This window comes from Pseudomonas sp. 7P_10.2_Bac1 (assembly GCF_025465935.1).
Classification (GTDB): domain Bacteria; phylum Pseudomonadota; class Gammaproteobacteria; order Pseudomonadales; family Pseudomonadaceae; genus Aquipseudomonas.
This window is the reverse complement of record NZ_JANLNV010000090.1, coordinates 1-15,445: the sequence shown is the minus strand read 5'-3', so window position 1 is coordinate 15,445 and position 15,445 is coordinate 1. Positions and strand designations below refer to the sequence as shown.

General features: G+C 58.3%; 9 protein-coding genes. All 9 read right to left on the bottom strand.

Annotated elements, in window-relative coordinates:
• Positions 1 to 22: 22 nt before the first annotated feature.
• A complete protein-coding gene (locus NTD86_RS21390) occupies positions 23 to 832 on the bottom strand; it encodes an energy transducer TonB (protein WP_262205275.1) in 810 nt (269 codons plus the stop codon).
• A 466-nt stretch (positions 833 to 1,298) separates the two neighbouring features.
• Entirely contained in the window at positions 1,299 to 2,633 is a 1,335-nt protein-coding gene (locus NTD86_RS21385) for a TldD/PmbA family protein (RefSeq protein WP_262205274.1), read from the bottom strand.
• Entirely contained in the window at positions 2,633 to 4,066 is a 1,434-nt protein-coding gene (locus tag NTD86_RS21380) for a TldD/PmbA family protein (RefSeq protein ID WP_410017003.1), read from the bottom strand. The genes NTD86_RS21385 and NTD86_RS21380 overlap by 1 nt, the downstream gene beginning before the upstream one ends.
• Before the next feature lie 138 nt (positions 4,067 to 4,204).
• Positions 4,205 to 6,022, bottom strand: a complete 1,818-nt coding sequence (locus tag NTD86_RS21375; RefSeq protein WP_262205272.1) for an ABC transporter ATP-binding protein — start codon at positions 6,020 to 6,022, stop codon at positions 4,205 to 4,207.
• A 503-nt stretch (positions 6,023 to 6,525) separates the two neighbouring features.
• The gene (locus NTD86_RS21370) at positions 6,526 to 8,106 is read right to left on the bottom strand and encodes an ABC transporter ATP-binding protein (RefSeq protein WP_262205271.1); all 1,581 of its coding nucleotides are present in this window, start codon (positions 8,104 to 8,106) and stop codon (positions 6,526 to 6,528) included.
• A 1-nt stretch (position 8,107) separates the two neighbouring features.
• On the bottom strand, positions 8,108 to 9,130 hold the full coding sequence (locus NTD86_RS21365; protein ID WP_262205270.1) for an ABC transporter permease: 1,023 nt from the start codon (positions 9,128 to 9,130) through the stop codon (positions 8,108 to 8,110).
• Positions 9,130 to 10,200 carry a microcin C ABC transporter permease YejB gene (locus NTD86_RS21360; RefSeq protein WP_262205268.1) on the bottom strand — a complete coding sequence of 357 codons (1,071 nt, stop codon included), beginning with the start codon at positions 10,198 to 10,200 and terminating at the stop codon, positions 9,130 to 9,132. Before NTD86_RS21360 ends, NTD86_RS21365 begins: the two co-directional genes overlap by 1 nt.
• A 1-nt stretch (position 10,201) precedes the next feature.
• A complete protein-coding gene (locus NTD86_RS21355; RefSeq protein WP_410017002.1) occupies positions 10,202 to 12,055 on the bottom strand; it encodes an extracellular solute-binding protein in 1,854 nt (617 codons plus the stop codon).
• A 108-nt stretch (positions 12,056 to 12,163) separates the two neighbouring features.
• Positions 12,164 to 14,878, bottom strand: a complete 2,715-nt coding sequence (locus NTD86_RS21350; protein ID WP_262205267.1) for a TonB-dependent receptor — start codon at positions 14,876 to 14,878, stop codon at positions 12,164 to 12,166.
• Between the last annotated feature and the right edge of the window lie 567 nt (positions 14,879 to 15,445).

Sequence of the window (15,445 nt, the reverse complement as noted above, 5' to 3'; positions counted from 1 at the left end):
TAAGTGTCGGAACCCGGCGGGGTTATTCCGGCAATTTGAAAGAAATGGTCTGGGTGGCGAACCCTTCTATCGGCGTGTCCCCGCGTTTGGCCGGGACAAACTTCCAGTTACGTACAGCGGCCACCGCGGCGTCATCCAGGGCTTGTTTGCCACTGGACTTGATCACCTCAACCGATCCGGCACGGCCGTTGGGCAGCACCTTGATACGCAGGCCTACCGAGCCTTCCCAGTTACGCCGCAACGCGATGGCCGGGTATTCCGGCGGCGGGTTGCCCAGGCTGGCCAGCCCCGAAATCGCGGCTGTTTCCTTGGCCGGGCCGGGTGCTGCAGCCGGGGCGGCGGGAGCAGCCGGGGCCGGCGGTGCGGGCGGCGCGGCAGGTGCTGGTGGCGCAGGCTTGACCGGTTGCGGCTTCTGCACCGGCTTGGGCTTGACCACGGGCTTGGGTTTTTCGATGGGCTTGGGCTTCTCCACGGGTTTGGGAGGCGGCTTGACCGCATCTTCATCCTCTGGCGGCGCCTCGGGCTCTGGTGGCGGAGGCGGTGGCGGCGGCTCTTCGACCGGCGGTGCCGGTGGCGCCGGGCTGCTCAGCTCGACGGTCATTTCCGGGATCTGCGGTGGCGTGATCACCGGCTCGGCCTTGGCCCGCTGGAAAAACCACCAGGCGCTGCCGTGCAACAGCACAACCACGCCCACCAGTAACAGGATATGCGGCTTGCTCAGCCCGCCCGGTTGTGAGGTGTTGGGCACATGTGGAATGTGAGTCCACTGTTGAACGCGCTCAGCTTCCAAGACCGGGGCTGGCCGTTCTGTGTGTTTTACCTCGTTACTCATTAAGTGTCCCTCGACAAAATGAAGGGCAATAAGACTCCGTTCGCCCTTGCGTGCAGGGACGAGAACTATGCGTTCAACGGTTGTTTCAATGGCGTACCGACAAGTGAAAGCTCACCTGTCAAAGGCATTAACCACTGCGGGAATAAAGGGTCATGTTGAGTGCCTGTTGGTTAAGTCAAAGGATCTGGAATTTTGTAAAAATTCGTTAAATTGAGTATTGCAACGGCTATGCCAACAGCAAGCATTCAGTCGTTTTACCCGCAGGATATTTAGACTTATCCAGACAAATTCATCCGGCGAGCCGCGTTAATAAGTGTGGAACTTAATTAACGCGGCTTATCAACCCTTTTAAGTCTAAGTTGTACGCGTTGATAATCACTTTCTTTGTAGGACAATCAGACGTTAGTTGTGGCTTGTCAAAAAAAGTGCACCAAAGTAAATGGGTGTGCCTGTTATTAGTGCGAAGTTATAAGGTCAGGGTTAAATGCTCTATAAGAGCACCTGGCAACACATGGCTGTCCAGACTGCGACGTTCATAAGTGCCTGAGTCGATGCACAGTGCTTGCTCACGGGTCAGGGCCAGCAAGTTGCTGCCCAGCAGGTTGTAGAGGCTGTCATCGAAGCGCATGGTTTCAATTGGAGCGACGATCTTCCCGTCCTCGACCCAAAAGGTTGCAAAACGGGTCATGCCCGTGAGGCGGGCGGAACCTACGTCGGAATAGTTCAAGTACCACAAGTTACTGATGTACAAGCCCGTTCCCAGTTCACGCAGCACGTCGGAGGTGGCCAGTTCACCTGCTGCCATGACCAGTGAATGAGGTTTTTCCTGGCGGTCTGCACCATTGGCCTGCAAGCCGTATTCGGCGGCCGAGCGTGAATTGACCAGTTGCCCGACCAGTTTTCCAGCCTGGATCAGGTCGACGTCCTGGCGTGCCGTACCGTCATGGCCGAAACCCGGCTGGAAGCCGGTTGACGGCTGCTCGCGCAGGTTGACCAGAGGAGATAACTGCTGTGTACCCAGCTGTAACTGCTGTAACGCGCTCTGACGGTTAGCAAAAGACCTGGCCGAAAACGCGTCATAAGAGAGCAAACCCAGTACTTCTTCCAGAGCTGCAGGGGCCAGGTAGGCCCGGTATTGCCCCGGTTTGAGGCTGATTCGTGGCGTACTCAAATGCTTGAGTTGTTCGCGGGCCTGAGCAAAGACGGCGCTTAAGGCTTCAGCGTCCCAAGTGGCTGAACCGTAAGTACTTTTTACGGCTTCGCCACTGGCATCAAACAGGCTCCAGTCGAACAACGCGTTGGCGCATTGATGCCAGCCAAACGCGCCCCAGCTATTGGCAAACCCGCGATACAGCGTGCCTGCGGCATAAATACCGACCATGTCCAGGCCCTGGCTCAAGTCACAGATCGTATCGATGACGGTTTGCAACTCGGGCAATTGGCCGGGCACTTGGCGTTCGCTGGTCCAGGTTTGCGTGTTAAGTAATAAATACGGGTCGACGGGCAGTACATCGAGTATTGAACGAAGCTGGCTCAAGGTCTGGCCGAGCGTCAGTACATCCTGTTCAAACTCACCGCTCAGGTTCAGTTGCGCGCTGCTGTGTCGTTCATTGCGGATCAGGCGCACATTCAACTCAATTTGCAGCACCGGATAGGCCTGGCGCACTTTGCCATGGTTGAAACGTACGAACTGGCTGTCTTCGGCTTCAAACCACAGCGTGAACTGTTCGTCGGTGTGCAGTTGGCTTTTCAGCCATTGTTCCAGCGCCTTGAACTGGCTGGCGAATCGGCAATTGCTCATCAGGCCTGGCCTCCGAACACATCAATCTGACTGAAAACACAGGCCGGCGAAGCGTGGCCAACGGTGACGACCTGGTTGGGTTCGCCCTTGCCGCAATTAGGCGTGCCCATGATGCGGTTGGTCGAGGCATCGCCCACCGCGCTCAAGTTGCGCCAGAACTGCGACGAAATCCCGCGATAATTCGGGTTTTTGACCACTGCCCCCAGTTCGCCGTTTTCGATCAACTGGCCCCATTCGCAGCCGAACTGGAACTTGTTGCGCGCATCGTCGATGGACCAGGAACGGTTGGTCGCCATCACAATGCCGTGCTCGATCCCGCCGATCAGTTGCTCCAGCGACTGATCGCCCGGCTCGATATTGAGGTTGGCCATGCGGTCAATCGGTGCCCGGTTCCAGCTGCAAGCACGGCTATTGGCAACGCCCGGCAAGTCGCTGCGGGCCTGGGACAACGCGCCGCCCATCGGGCGCTGCAAAATCCCCTGGCTGATCAGCAAGTGTTTCTCGGCCTTGAGACCTTCGTCGTCGTGGCTGTAGCTGACCAGTTCGCCAGTCACGCCCGGGTCGAAGCTGACATTGAGCAAGTCGGAGCCATAGCGGTAATGGCCAAACATGTCCGGTGTCACAAAGCTGGTTCCGGCGTAGTTGCGCTCGTCGCCGAGAATACGGTCCAGTTCCAGTGGATGGCCGATGGACTCATGGATTTGCAGGATCATCTGATCCGGCATCAACAGCACGTCGCGCTTGCCTTGCGGGGTGTTGGGGGCGAGCAGTAATTGCAGTGCCTCATCGGCGACCCGCCGGGCCTGCTCGGCCAGGTTGGCCTGGCTCACGATATTGGCGCTGCCTTGCTGGGCCACGTCATAGGTGCGGCGCTGGCTTTGTTGGCCGTCGAAGGCATTGACGCTGATCTCGGGATACAACTGTTGCTGGCTGCGCAGAATCTCGTTGCCGAGGTTGTCCAGGTACAACTGTTGTTCCTGCACCACACGCAAACGGGCCGACCAATGCACCAGTCGCGAGTCTGTGGGCACGTGTTGCGATGTTTCCATTAACAGGGCCAGCCACTCGGCGGTGTCTGGCAGCGGCAGGTCCAGTTCGGGTGAGCGGTAATGGCTCTGCACACCGTGTGTTTGCGGGGTAGGGTAGTGCAGCAGGCCGCGACCGGGCAGGGATTTGGCGATGTGCCGGGCGCGCTCAAGGGCTTGTTGCAAACCCGATTCACTGATGTCGCTGGTGGCAGCAAAAGCCTGCTGCCCCTCTATTTGAACGCAGACCATGACGCCGCAAGTATGCCGCAGCGAAGGCGGTTCAATAATATTGCGAGTCACGGCCAAAGATTGCGATTGCTGTTCAACCAGGCGCAATGAAATAAAGGCTGAGGTATCTGAACACGTTTGCATAAATCGTCTGAGCGACGATTGTGCGTTACTCATGATGAGTGTCCTTTTAGAACAAAGCTCTGGTTAATAGTAGTCAGAGCCTTGGGTTAATAAACACGGGGAGTTTGGGAGGTGTTGTAATAAGTACGCCTTTATAAAGAGTCGTACTTATTAGGGATTGGCGCGCCTTTGTTATGACGTGGCCAATAATTCATCTTGCGATGCATCTTTTTCACTCAACAAACCGTCGGATTGGTGCTGCCACAAACGGAAGTAAAGACCTTTACGTTCAAGTAATGCCGAATGGCTGCCGTCTTCAACTATTAATCCGTTATCCAGTACTACGATGCGGTCAAGATGGGCGATGGTGGACAACCGGTGAGCAACCACCAATACCGTCTTGTCCGCCATGATGTCGTCCAGACTGCTTTGGATCAGGCTCTCGGTTTCTGAGTCGAGGCTGGCGGTGGCCTCATCGAGCACCAGAATCGGGGCGTTCTTGAGCAGGGCGCGGGCAATTGCGATGCGTTGACGCTGACCGCCCGACAATTTGACGCCGCGCTCACCGATCAGGGCGTCGTAGCCTTCGGGCATGTGCAGGATGAAGTCATGGGCGTGTGCACGTTTGGCTGCCAGAACAATCTGGGTCTCATCGGCGGCTACGTCGCCATAACCGATGTTTTCCCGTAGCGAGCGGTGAAACAGCCCGGGTTCCTGCGGGATCAGGCCGATATGGCTGTGCAGCGATTGCTGGGTCATGGTTTGGATGTCAACGCCATCGACTTCGACCTGGCCTTGCTGTGGGTCGTAGGCGCGCAGCAGCAGGTTGAGCAAGGTCGACTTGCCGGAGCCCGACAGACCGACAATCCCGACGCGCTCACCGGCCGGAATGTTCAGGTTGAAGTGTTTAAAGATCGGCTTGTCGGCGCTGTAGCCGAAATTCACGTCACGAAACTGGATTGCGCCTTTAGTAATGCGCGCGGGCTGGGCGTCGTCCCGGTCTGGCATTTCATGTGGCTTGAGCAGGGTGTCGATGCTGTTCTGGATGTTGCCGACCGATTCGAAAAAGTGCATGAACTGCATGCTCAAATAGCTGCACTGGGCCACGATCATCAGGCCCAGTGTGGCGACCATCACCAGCTGTCCGACATCGATTTGGCCCAGATGCCACAGGTACAAAGCGATAGCGACCAGACCGACCCGCAGCACAATCGACAGGCTGTCCTGCAGCAGGCGGATTTTCTCCTGGTAGAAAAACGAGCGCTGGGCGGCTTGTTTCTCTTGAGTCTGGTAGAGGTTGAGGTAATCGAGTTCAAAGTCCTGGCGGGCGAACAGGCGAATGCTGGCCAGGTTGCTGACCGCATCGACGATTTTGCCGGTGGTCATGCTGCGTGCCTTGGCGTGATCCGCGGCCAGCCCCTGTGCTTTGCGCGACAGCACAAACGCCAACAAGGTGTAAGCCACCACCCAGATCAGCAAGCACAGACCCAACCAGGGCGAGGCCAGCGTCAGCAGCACCAGACTGGTGACCAGCACCACCAGAATCGGCAGCATGTCGACCACCAGGTTCCAGGTGATTTCCAGCAGGCCAATACTGCCCTCACCAATGCGATGGGCCAGGCTGCCGGCAAAATGCTCACCGAAATAGCGGGCCGAATGGCGCTGCAAATAGGCGAACAGATCACGCACGATGCGTATTTTCTGTTGTGGCCGGACCATGATCAGGCACAGCGTCGCACCACGGGCGCAGAGCATTTGTGCTACGGCCAGGCCGAACAGCAAGCCCAGGGCGGGCAGGCTGGCCTGCCACAGGTCGGCGTGGTCCCACAGACCGTCACTCACGGCCCCGGTAATACGGCCGATGGCATAGGGCATGAGGGTGGCGGTCATGGCGGCGCCGATTTGCAATGCAGCAATGGCCCAATACCAGCTCGGGTACAGGCGTACGTAATGCCATACAAAGCCCCAAGGCCGTTTGGGAGGAACGGTAATAGCGTCAAATTCAGACATGTCTGACCTTTATTCAAAGCAAAGCGGTCCGCGTTGGCTGCTCGGGCAGAGTCGGCCAATGGGGGGATCAAGCGAGTGCGTGGCGTCTATCAGGCGCTCATGGTGAACAGCTGCGTGATAGCGTCTTCAGGCTAGGTGTCGGTACTTGGCGGGGTACACGCGGCGAGCGCGCAGGCGTAAGGGCGGGGGTTCATTTGCAGCGGGCGCACATCAGACATCGTTGTTATTCCTTTTGTACAGCTGGTCAATGACATGACTTTTGGTCTGCCGTTGCACTGAATGTGGACAGTTTTTTACGTCCGCGTTCGCAATTGGTGCGGGTTACGCACCCCGGAAGCTGTGTTTTCAACCGGCGAATTGCCAACGCGCAATGACAAGAAAATTCTGTGCCAGTTTTGGTAAAACTTTGTAAAAAAATAAAACTTCCATGTAAGAGTGAGCTTGTCTCCCGATCTTTTCAGCGATCAACAGATCGCGAGGCACGCTCGCTCCTACAGGTCGGGTCAGACCGTCACGCTGCTGGCCTGTAAGAGCTCGCGGGTGTAAGGGTGCTGCGGGTTGGCGAACAGGGTTTGCGCATCACCTTGTTCCACCACTTTGCCGTCCTTGATCACGATCATGTCGTGGGCCAAGGCGTGCACCACCGCCAAGTCATGGCTGATAAACAGGTAGGTCAGGCCATGTCGGGCTTGCAGGTCGCGCAGCAATTCCACCACCTGTTTTTGTACGGTGCGGTCCAGCGCCGAGGTCGGCTCGTCGAGCAGGATCAGTTCCGGCTCCATGATCAGCGCGCGGGCGATGGAGATCCGCTGGCGCTGCCCCCCCGAAAACTCGTGGGGGTAGCGGTGGCGACTTTCCGGGTCGAGCCCCACTTCTTGCAGCACCCGAATCACTGCGGCTTCCCGTTCCTGTACGGTGCCAATGTCATGGGCCAGCAGGCCTTCGCTGATGATCTGCTGCACCGACATGCGCGGGCTCAGGCTGCCGAACGGGTCCTGGAAGACCACCTGCATATGGCGACGCAACGGTCTCAATTGGTCCTGGTTGAGCCCACCCAACGACTGGCCGTCCAGCCGGATTGATCCTTCTGACTCCACCAGCCGCAGCACCGCCTGCCCCAGCGTGGATTTGCCCGAGCCGGACTCTCCGACAATCCCCAGGGTGCGACCTTTTTTCAGAGCAAAACTGACGCCGTCCACCGCTTTGACGTACTGCCGTTCGCGGCTGAACAGTGATTTGGGCAAGGGAAACCAGACCTTGAGATCGTCCACTTGCAACAGGTTCTCCTGGACGTTGGCAGGCACCGGGCTGCCAGTGGGTTCGGCATCGATCAGCATGCGGCTGTAGGCGTGCTTCGGAGCGCTGAACAATTGCTCACAGGTAGCTTGCTCGACGATCTCGCCGCCGCGCATCACGCACACGCGCTGGGCGATTTTGCGCACCAGGTTGAGGTCATGGCTGATCAGCAACAACGACATGCCCAGGCGCTGTTGCAGGTCGATCAGCAGCTCAAGAATCTTTTGCTGCACGGTGACGTCCAGCGCGGTGGTGGGTTCGTCGGCAATCAGCAACTCAGGCTCGTTGGCCAGGGCCATGGCGATCATCACCCGCTGGCGTTGGCCGCCCGACAGTTGATGCGGGTAGGCGTTGAGGCGACTTGCAGGGTCGCGAATGCCGACCAGTTCCAGCAACTCCAGGGTTCTGGTGCGTGCCGCACGTTTTTTCAGGCCTTTGTGAGTGATCAACACTTCGCTGATTTGCTTTTCAACGGTGTGCAGCGGGTTGAGCGAGGTCATCGGCTCCTGGAAAATCATCGCGATGCGGTTGCCGCGTAGGCTGCGCAGCTGGCTATCACTGGCGCTGACCAGATCGGTGCCGTCGTAGCGAATGCTGCCTTGGGTTTCGACGCTTTTACCCGGCAGCAGGCGCAAGATCGAGTGGGCGGTTACCGACTTGCCCGAGCCAGACTCACCGACCAAGGCCAGGCATTCGCCACGGCGGATGTCGAGGTTGATCCCGTGAACGACCTCGCGCCCGGCAAACCCGACACGCAGGTCACGTATTTCAATCAGTGCGTCGTTCATATCAACTCCGTGGATCAAAGGCGTCACGGCAGGCTTCGCCGATAAACACCAACAACGACAAAATCAGCGCCAGCACACAGAACGCGGTCAGGCCCAACCAGGGGGCTTGCAGGTTGCGCTTGGCCTGGCCAATCAATTCACCCAATGAGGCGGTGCCCGGCGGCATGCCGAAACCGAGAAAATCCAGGGCGGTGAGGGTGGCAATCGCGCCGGTCAAAATGAACGGCAGGTAGGTCAGGGTCGAGGTCATGGCGTTGGGCAGAATGTGCCGGCGCATCAGTGCACCGTTGGTCAAGCCCAGTGCCCGTGCGGCTTTTACATATTCCAGGTTACGCCCGCGCAAGAACTCGGCGCGCACCACGTCCACCAGTGCCAGCCAACTAAACAGCGCCATGATGCCCAGCAGCCACCAAAAGCTCGGGGCGATAAAGCCCGAGAGGATGATCAGCAAATACAGCACCGGCAATCCGGCCCAGACCTCTTGCAGGCGCTGGCCGATCAGGTCCACCAGCCCCCCGTAAAAGCCCTGAAAGGCGCCGGCCGTGATGCCGATCACAGCGCTCACTGCAGTCAGGATCAAGGCAAACAGAATTGAAATCCGCGCGCCGAAAATCACCCGCGCCAGCACATCGCGAGCCTGTTCATCAGTGCCCAACCAGTTGGTGGTGCTCGGCGGGCTAGGCGACGGCACCGTGAGGTCGTAATTGACCGTGTCGGAGCTGAAGGGTATCGGCGCGAACAGCATCCAGCCGCCCTGGTCGGTGATCAGTTTGCGCACATAATCACTGCGGTAATCCGGCTCGAAGGGCAGTTCACCGCCAAAGTCGGTTTCAAGGTGGTTGGAAAAGATGGGGAAGTACCACTGGTCTTTGAAGTGAATGGCCAAGGGTTTGTCATTGGCGATCAACTCGCCGCCCAGGCACACCACAAACAGGCCGACAAACAGCCACAACGACCACCAGCCCCGTCGGTTGGCGCGAAAGTGGGCGAAGCGGCGACGGCTCAGGGGAGAGAGGGTAAACATCAGGCAGTCCTCGCCGAGAAGTCGATACGGGGGTCGAGCAGGGTGTAGCAAATATCGCCGATCAACTTGATCAACAGCCCGAACAGGGTGAACAGGAACAGCGTGCCGAAGACCACCGGGTAGTCGCGGGATATCGCCGCCTCGTAGCTCATGCGGCCGATGCCATCGAGGTTGAAGATGGTCTCGATCAGGAGGGAGCCGGCGAAGAACACTTCAATCAGTGCCTGGGGCACGCCCGCTACCACCAGCAACATGGCGTTGCGCAGCACATGCCCATAGAGCACACGTTTTTCAGTCAACCCCTTGGCGCGGGCAGTGACCACGTACTGACGGCTGATCTCGTTGAGGAAGCTGTTTTTGGTGAGGATGGTCAACGTCGCAAAGCCGCCGATCACCAGAGCACTGACGGGTAGCACCATGTGCCAGAGATAGTCGGCGATCTTGCCGAAAAAACTCAGGCTGTCGAAATCATCCGAGACCATGCCCTGGATCGGAAACCAGCTCACATAGCTACCACCGGCGAACACCACGATCAGCAAAATGGCGAACAGAAATGCCGGCATCGCATAGCCGATGATGATCGCGGTGCTGGTCCAGATATCAAATTTGCTGCCGTTATGAATGGCCTTGCGGATGCCCAGCGGGATCGAGATCAGGTAGGTAATCAAAGTGGCCCATAAGCCCAGCGAGATCGACACCGGAAGCTTCTGCAGGATCAGGTCGGTGACCTTGGCGCCGCGAAAAAAACTGTTGCCGAAATCCAGTTGCGCGTAGTTCTTGAGCATCAGCCACAAGCGTTCGTGCATGGGTTTGTCGAAGCCGTAATGCTTGGTGATTTCTTCGATCAGGGCCGGGTCAAGGCCACGGCTGCTGCGGCTGGCGCCGGAACCCCCGGCGGCCATTTCACCGCCGCCGCCTCCAACGCCGGGGCCGCTGAAGCCTTGCAAACGGGCAATGGCTTGTTCAACCGGGCCGCCGGGTGCGGCCTGGACGATCAGAAAGTTGACCACCAGGATGCACAGCAAGGTGGGGATGATGAGCAATAAACGACGACTGATGTAATGCAGCACCTTAATGCTCCTTCATCTGCGCATTGGTTTGCGCGGTTTTGCTGACTTCCCACCAGGTGTCCAGGCCCTCATCGAACTTTGGCTCGATGGCGGGGCGGCCGAAGCGGTTCTGGTACACGGTCGGGGTGCCGATGGAGTAGTAGTTGGGGATCATGTAGTAGCCCCATTGCAGGACGCGATCCAGAGCGCGGGCGTAGTGCACCATTTCTTCGCGGCTGTTGGCTTGCACCAGACCGTCGAGCAGGGTGTCGACGGCCGGGTTGCGCAACACGAACGAGTTGGATGAACCGACCTGGGTGGCGCTGCCGGAACCGAACATGTCATACATTTCGCGGCCCGGTGAAACCACGGGCTGACCGCTGCGTGGGAAGGCCACCACGATCATGTCGTAGTCGCGGGCGTTGAGGCGGTTGATGTATTGCGCAGAGTCGACTTTGCGAATATCCATGGTGATGCCGATCTGCGCCAGGGTGCGCTTGTACGGCATGATCATGCGGTCAAAACCGCCCTGGCCATCCAGGAAGGTGAACCTGAACGGCTCGCCCTGGGCGTTTACCAGTTGGTTGTCCTTGGGTGTCCAGCCGGCTTCCTTGAGCAGTGCCAGGGCTTGCAACTGCTTGTCGCGGATGTAGCCGCTGCCATCGGTTTTGGGGGCCTGGTAGACCTGGGTGAACACCTCATCCGGGATCTGGCCGCGCAAGGGTTCAAGAATCTCCAGTTCGCGAGCATCGGGCAGGGCTGTGGCGGCCATGTCGCTTTTCGGGAAGTAGCTCTGCAGACGCACATAGAAATTGCGCATCATCTGCTTGTTGGTCCACTCAAAGTCCCACAGCAGGCTCAGGGCCTGGCGCACGCGGCGGTCCTGGAAATACGGGTTTTGCAGGTTGAAGGCAAAGCCCTGGGGCGCTCCCGGTTTGTCTTTGGCAAAGACCCCGCGTTGCAGGCGCCCATCGGCCAGGGCCGGGCCTTGATAGCCGATGCTGAAACCGGTGGCCGAGAACTCACGGTTGTAGTCAAACGCACCGGCCTTGAGCAGTTGCCGAGCAATGTCGGTGTCGCTGTAGAAGTTCACCGTCAGGCGGTCGAAGTTGTACATGCCTTTGCTGACGGGCAAGTCTTTGGCCCACCAGTCGGGGTTGCGTTGAAAACTGATGCTGCGGCCAGGGTCGACGTTGGACACGGTGTACGGGCCGCTGCCCAGGGGCGGCTCAAAGCCGCCGCCATTGGTGAAATCGCGGGTTTTCCACCAGTGTTCGGGCAGGATATGCAGGCTGGCCAGGTCCAGCGCCAGGGTGCGGTTCTGATTGCTCTTGAAGTCGAAGCGGATTTGCCGCAAGCCTTCGACAACCACATCCTTGACCTCGCCATAGAGCATTCGGTAGCCCAGGCTGCCTTGTGTCATCAGGGTGTTATAGGTGAAGGCGACGTCCTGGGCAGTGATCGGTGTGCCGTCGGCAAATCGGGCTTTGGGGTTCAGGTAAAAGCGTACCCACAGGCCGTCCGGGTCGCGTTCCATTTGCTGCGCGATCAGGCCGTAGACCGTGTAGGGCTCGTCCAGTGAGCGGAATGCCAGCGGCGAGTACAGCCAGTCATCGACCTGCACAACGCCTGTGCCCTGGTCGATATAAGGAACGATGTAATTGAATTGGCCAATTTCCATCGCTGATCGAGTTAGTGAACCGCCTTTGGGCGCGTTGGGGTTCACAAAGTCGAAGTGCTGGAAACCGGCGGGGTATTTGGGCGCCTCGCCGTAGACCGTCAACGCCTGGCTGGGTGCGGCGCTGACACTCAGGCACACGCACGACAGCGCAGGCACCAGCAGCGAGCGGAGCAGGGGCATTAAAAATGAAGACATGAGGGGATTTCCTTGTGCCGCGTGGGGAGCCTGTTGGAACGAGCCTCGCGATCGTTTTTATCGATCAAACGATCGCGAGGCAAGCCCGCTCCAACAGGGGGCTATCACTTAGAAGTGGTAAGTCGCACGGGCGAAGAAGGTACGGCCCAGCGGGTCGGTATAGCGTGGATCGTAACCGCTCTGGAAGTTGACAGCCTGGTTGGTGAACGGCGGGTCGCGGTCAAACAGGTTTTTCACGCCCACGTCCAGATCGATGGTTTTGTCGAAGGTGTAGCCCGCAGAAAGATCCCACAGGGTGTACGACGCGACGTTGTGATGAGTGTCCGGGTCGAAGTCCTTGTAGCTGCTGGTGAAGCGGTTAACCAGCGAGGCGCGGTAAGGTCCCAGGTTCCAGGTGCCGCTCAACACGTGTTTCCAGCGGGCAATCACGCCAACGCCTTCAAACGCACTCACGTTGTCGGTGTAGCTGCCGCCAATGGTGGTCTGGTAGTCATAGCGCGACACGTAGGTCCCTTGCAGCCCCAGGCCAAATTGACCGTAAGGGGTGTTCGGGAATTTGTAATCGGCGCTGACGTCGACACCGCTGGTTTTAACCGCACCCAGGTTGGCGTTGCCGGTTTGCACGTAGTTGATCGAACCGTCGTTGTTGCGGATGTAGCGATCGGCATAGGCGTTCGGGTCGTCAAACACTGTCGATTCCGGGAACTCGGCGATCTGGTTGGCGATGTGGATCCACCAGAAGTCCAGGCCCACCGACAGGTCGCGAACAGGCTGATAAACGAAGCCCAGGGTCAGGTTGCGCGCCGTTTCTGGCGACAGGTTGGTATTGCCGCCGGTGCGACGGCGGAACTGCTGACCGCAATCGCGGCCAGCATCGCCGCCCGGTTGCACGACGCCGTTGGTGCACAGTTTAGGGTCGTTGTAGAAGCCCTGGGTGTAGGTCAGGTACTCCGGGTTGTACAACTCATACAGCGATGGGGCACGGAAGCCTTCGCTGTATGCACCGCGTACCACCAACTCTTTGACCGGCTGGTAGCGGAACGAGTATTTCGGGTTGGTGGTGCTGCCGAAGTCGCTGTATTTGTCGTGACGCACGGCGGCCGACAGTTCCAGGGTATCCAGCACTGGCACGTTCAGCTCGGTGTACACCGCCTTCACGTTGCGATCGGCCGAGACGCGGGCGTTAGGGTCCACGCCAAGGCTGGCCAGGTCGTCTGCGAATGCTGCGTAGCTTTGCTGGTAAGCCTCATGGCGGTACTCGCCACCGATGGCCAGCCCGGCCGGGCCTGCACCGAACCAGTCGCCCACTTCGCGGCTGGCACGGCCATCGATACCCGACACGCGGCCTACCGAAGAAATGTACTGGCCACGGTACTGGTTGGCGTCGATCAGGCGCTGACCGGCTGCGCTTTGCGGGCCGAACGGGTTGATGATGCCGTTGGCAATCCCGTCGAGCATGGCCGAGTCGCTGATAAAGCCGCCGGTGAGGCTTTCGGTGACCTGGTTCTGGTTGTACGAAGCGCCGAGGTTGTAGTCCCAGCCTTTGGCCACACCATCAAAGCTCAGCACGACCCGCTGGCTGGTGTTCTGGTCTTTGGTTGAGCGCCCGCCGGCGGCGGTTTCGCGCCAGTTAAGGCCAATCGGTTGGGTCGGGTCGAAAGATGCGCTGGTGGAGCCTGGGGTAATCCCATTGCCCGGGAAGTACGGCGAAGTCGGGTCCATCGTCACCCCGAGCAAGTTCGCGGGGGCAATATCAACCGAGTTGTTGTTGCGTGCCCAGAAGTACTCCAGGTTGACGTTGTCGTCATCGGTGATTTTGCCGGTGGCGCGGCCGAAGAATGAGGTCTTTTCGGTTTCTGGCAACAGGTCCTGGTAGGGGCGGGTGTTGAAGCGGCACACGCCCTGGCGTGCAACCAGGTTGGGACCATCGCAGTTGCTGGCGGACAGTGGGTTGGTGGTCACGCCGTTCTGGCTGTAGTTGGCCGGGTAGGACACGCCCGAAGTCTGGTCCAGGCCGCGGCCAGGGACGTAATTGTTCGAGAACGAACGATCTTTGGCTTTCAAGCTGTCTTGCTTGTTGTAGCCGATCACGCCGAATACGTTGAAGCGGTCTTGCTCCAGATCGCCGTAGCCCCAACTGGCGTTTAGATCATGGCTGTTGCCGCCGCCACTGTGGCCTGGAACTTCACCGCCCAGGGTCAGGGTGCCGTCGGTCAGGGACTTTCTGGTTATGAAGTTGATTACCCCGCCAATGGCGTCAGTGCCATACAACGCGGATGCGCCGTCGCGCAGGATCTCTACGCGGTCAATGGCCGCGAAGGGGATGGTATTGATGTCGACTGCCGAGCCGTCGATGGCGTTGTTACCCAGGCGGCGGCCGTTGAGCAGCACCAGGGTCTTGTTGGAACCAATGCCGCGCATATCGGCAAAGCTTGAGCCGCCCGATGAGGAGCCGACGGAGCTGGCGGCAACGATGGTCGATTGGTTGCCGGTGACACGTTGCAGGATTTGCGCGGTGGTGGTCACACCTTCATTGCGCAACTGCTCGATGTTGAGGATGGTCACGGGCACGGCGGTTTCGGCATCGACCCGGCGAATCGCCGTACCGGTGACTTCAACGCGTTGCAGTTGAGTGGTCGGTGCCGCTGCATTGCTGCCGGCGCTGACTGTTGTTGCAGTTGAATCATCCGCTGCATTGGTTTCAGCCGCCTGAAGCTGGCCAGCGCTCATCCCCAGAGCGACGACATACAACGGCACAAAACGATGCCGTTGCAGGCTGGCAACAAGCGGCTTCAAGTTAAAGACAGAATGCTTATTCTGCATGGTTCCTTCCGACTTTTTTAGATGTTTATTGGAATGGCCTTATGGGCCCCTCATGACTCCGGTTTGGGTTGTGTCGACCCTGGCAAATCACTTTTTTCAAGCAAGCCGCTCCCCCAGTGCGGATAAACAGCGTCCGCACGCGGCTCAGGTACTGCATGGTTACAACGGGATCTTATTAACTAGGCTCTGTCACTGTTAAGGTTTGTTAACTTTGATAAAGCAACCGCTGTGCCAATACCTTTTATTAATGTATGGGGCATGAACTTTTTTATAATTTTTATATAAATAATCACGTTGGGGTGGCGTGCGATGCGCAACAGCCGTTGAAAGGCTCTGCCAGGAGGAAATTAGACCCAAGTGGAAGCGCTTGAATTGTCTGACAATCAGGCGGGCCGTGGCTTTGCTGTTAGGTATGGAACATCTTTCAAACAGCTGTTTGTTATGTATTGGTACAGCCAATTGAGTGAGTTATAGCGTTAGCGTTAAAGGAACTAAGGGTTTTCAGACCGCCAAAAGCACTGTAGGAGCGAGGGGGGGGGGGGGGGGTTTTTTTTTTTAAAAAAAATA

What these genes read in the sequence shown, in the direction of transcription:
- NTD86_RS21355 (WP_410017002.1), bottom strand. Translation starts at nt 12,055, where the DNA reads ATGTCTTCATTTTTAATGCCCCTGCTCCGCTCGCTGCTGGTGCCTGCG.
- NTD86_RS21380 (WP_410017003.1), bottom strand. Translation starts at nt 4,066, where the DNA reads ATGAGTAACGCACAATCGTCGCTCAGACGATTTATGCAAACGTGTTCA.
- NTD86_RS21390 (WP_262205275.1), bottom strand. Translation starts at nt 832, where the DNA reads ATGAGTAACGAGGTAAAACACACAGAACGGCCAGCCCCGGTCTTGGAA.
- NTD86_RS21350 (WP_262205267.1), bottom strand. Translation starts at nt 14,878, where the DNA reads ATGCAGAATAAGCATTCTGTCTTTAACTTGAAGCCGCTTGTTGCCAGC.
- NTD86_RS21365 (WP_262205270.1), bottom strand. Translation starts at nt 9,130, where the DNA reads ATGTTTACCCTCTCTCCCCTGAGCCGTCGCCGCTTCGCCCACTTTCGC.
- NTD86_RS21385 (WP_262205274.1), bottom strand. Translation starts at nt 2,633, where the DNA reads ATGAGCAATTGCCGATTCGCCAGCCAGTTCAAGGCGCTGGAACAATGG.
- NTD86_RS21370 (WP_262205271.1), bottom strand. Translation starts at nt 8,106, where the DNA reads ATGAACGACGCACTGATTGAAATACGTGACCTGCGTGTCGGGTTTGCC.
- NTD86_RS21375 (WP_262205272.1), bottom strand. Translation starts at nt 6,022, where the DNA reads ATGTCTGAATTTGACGCTATTACCGTTCCTCCCAAACGGCCTTGGGGC.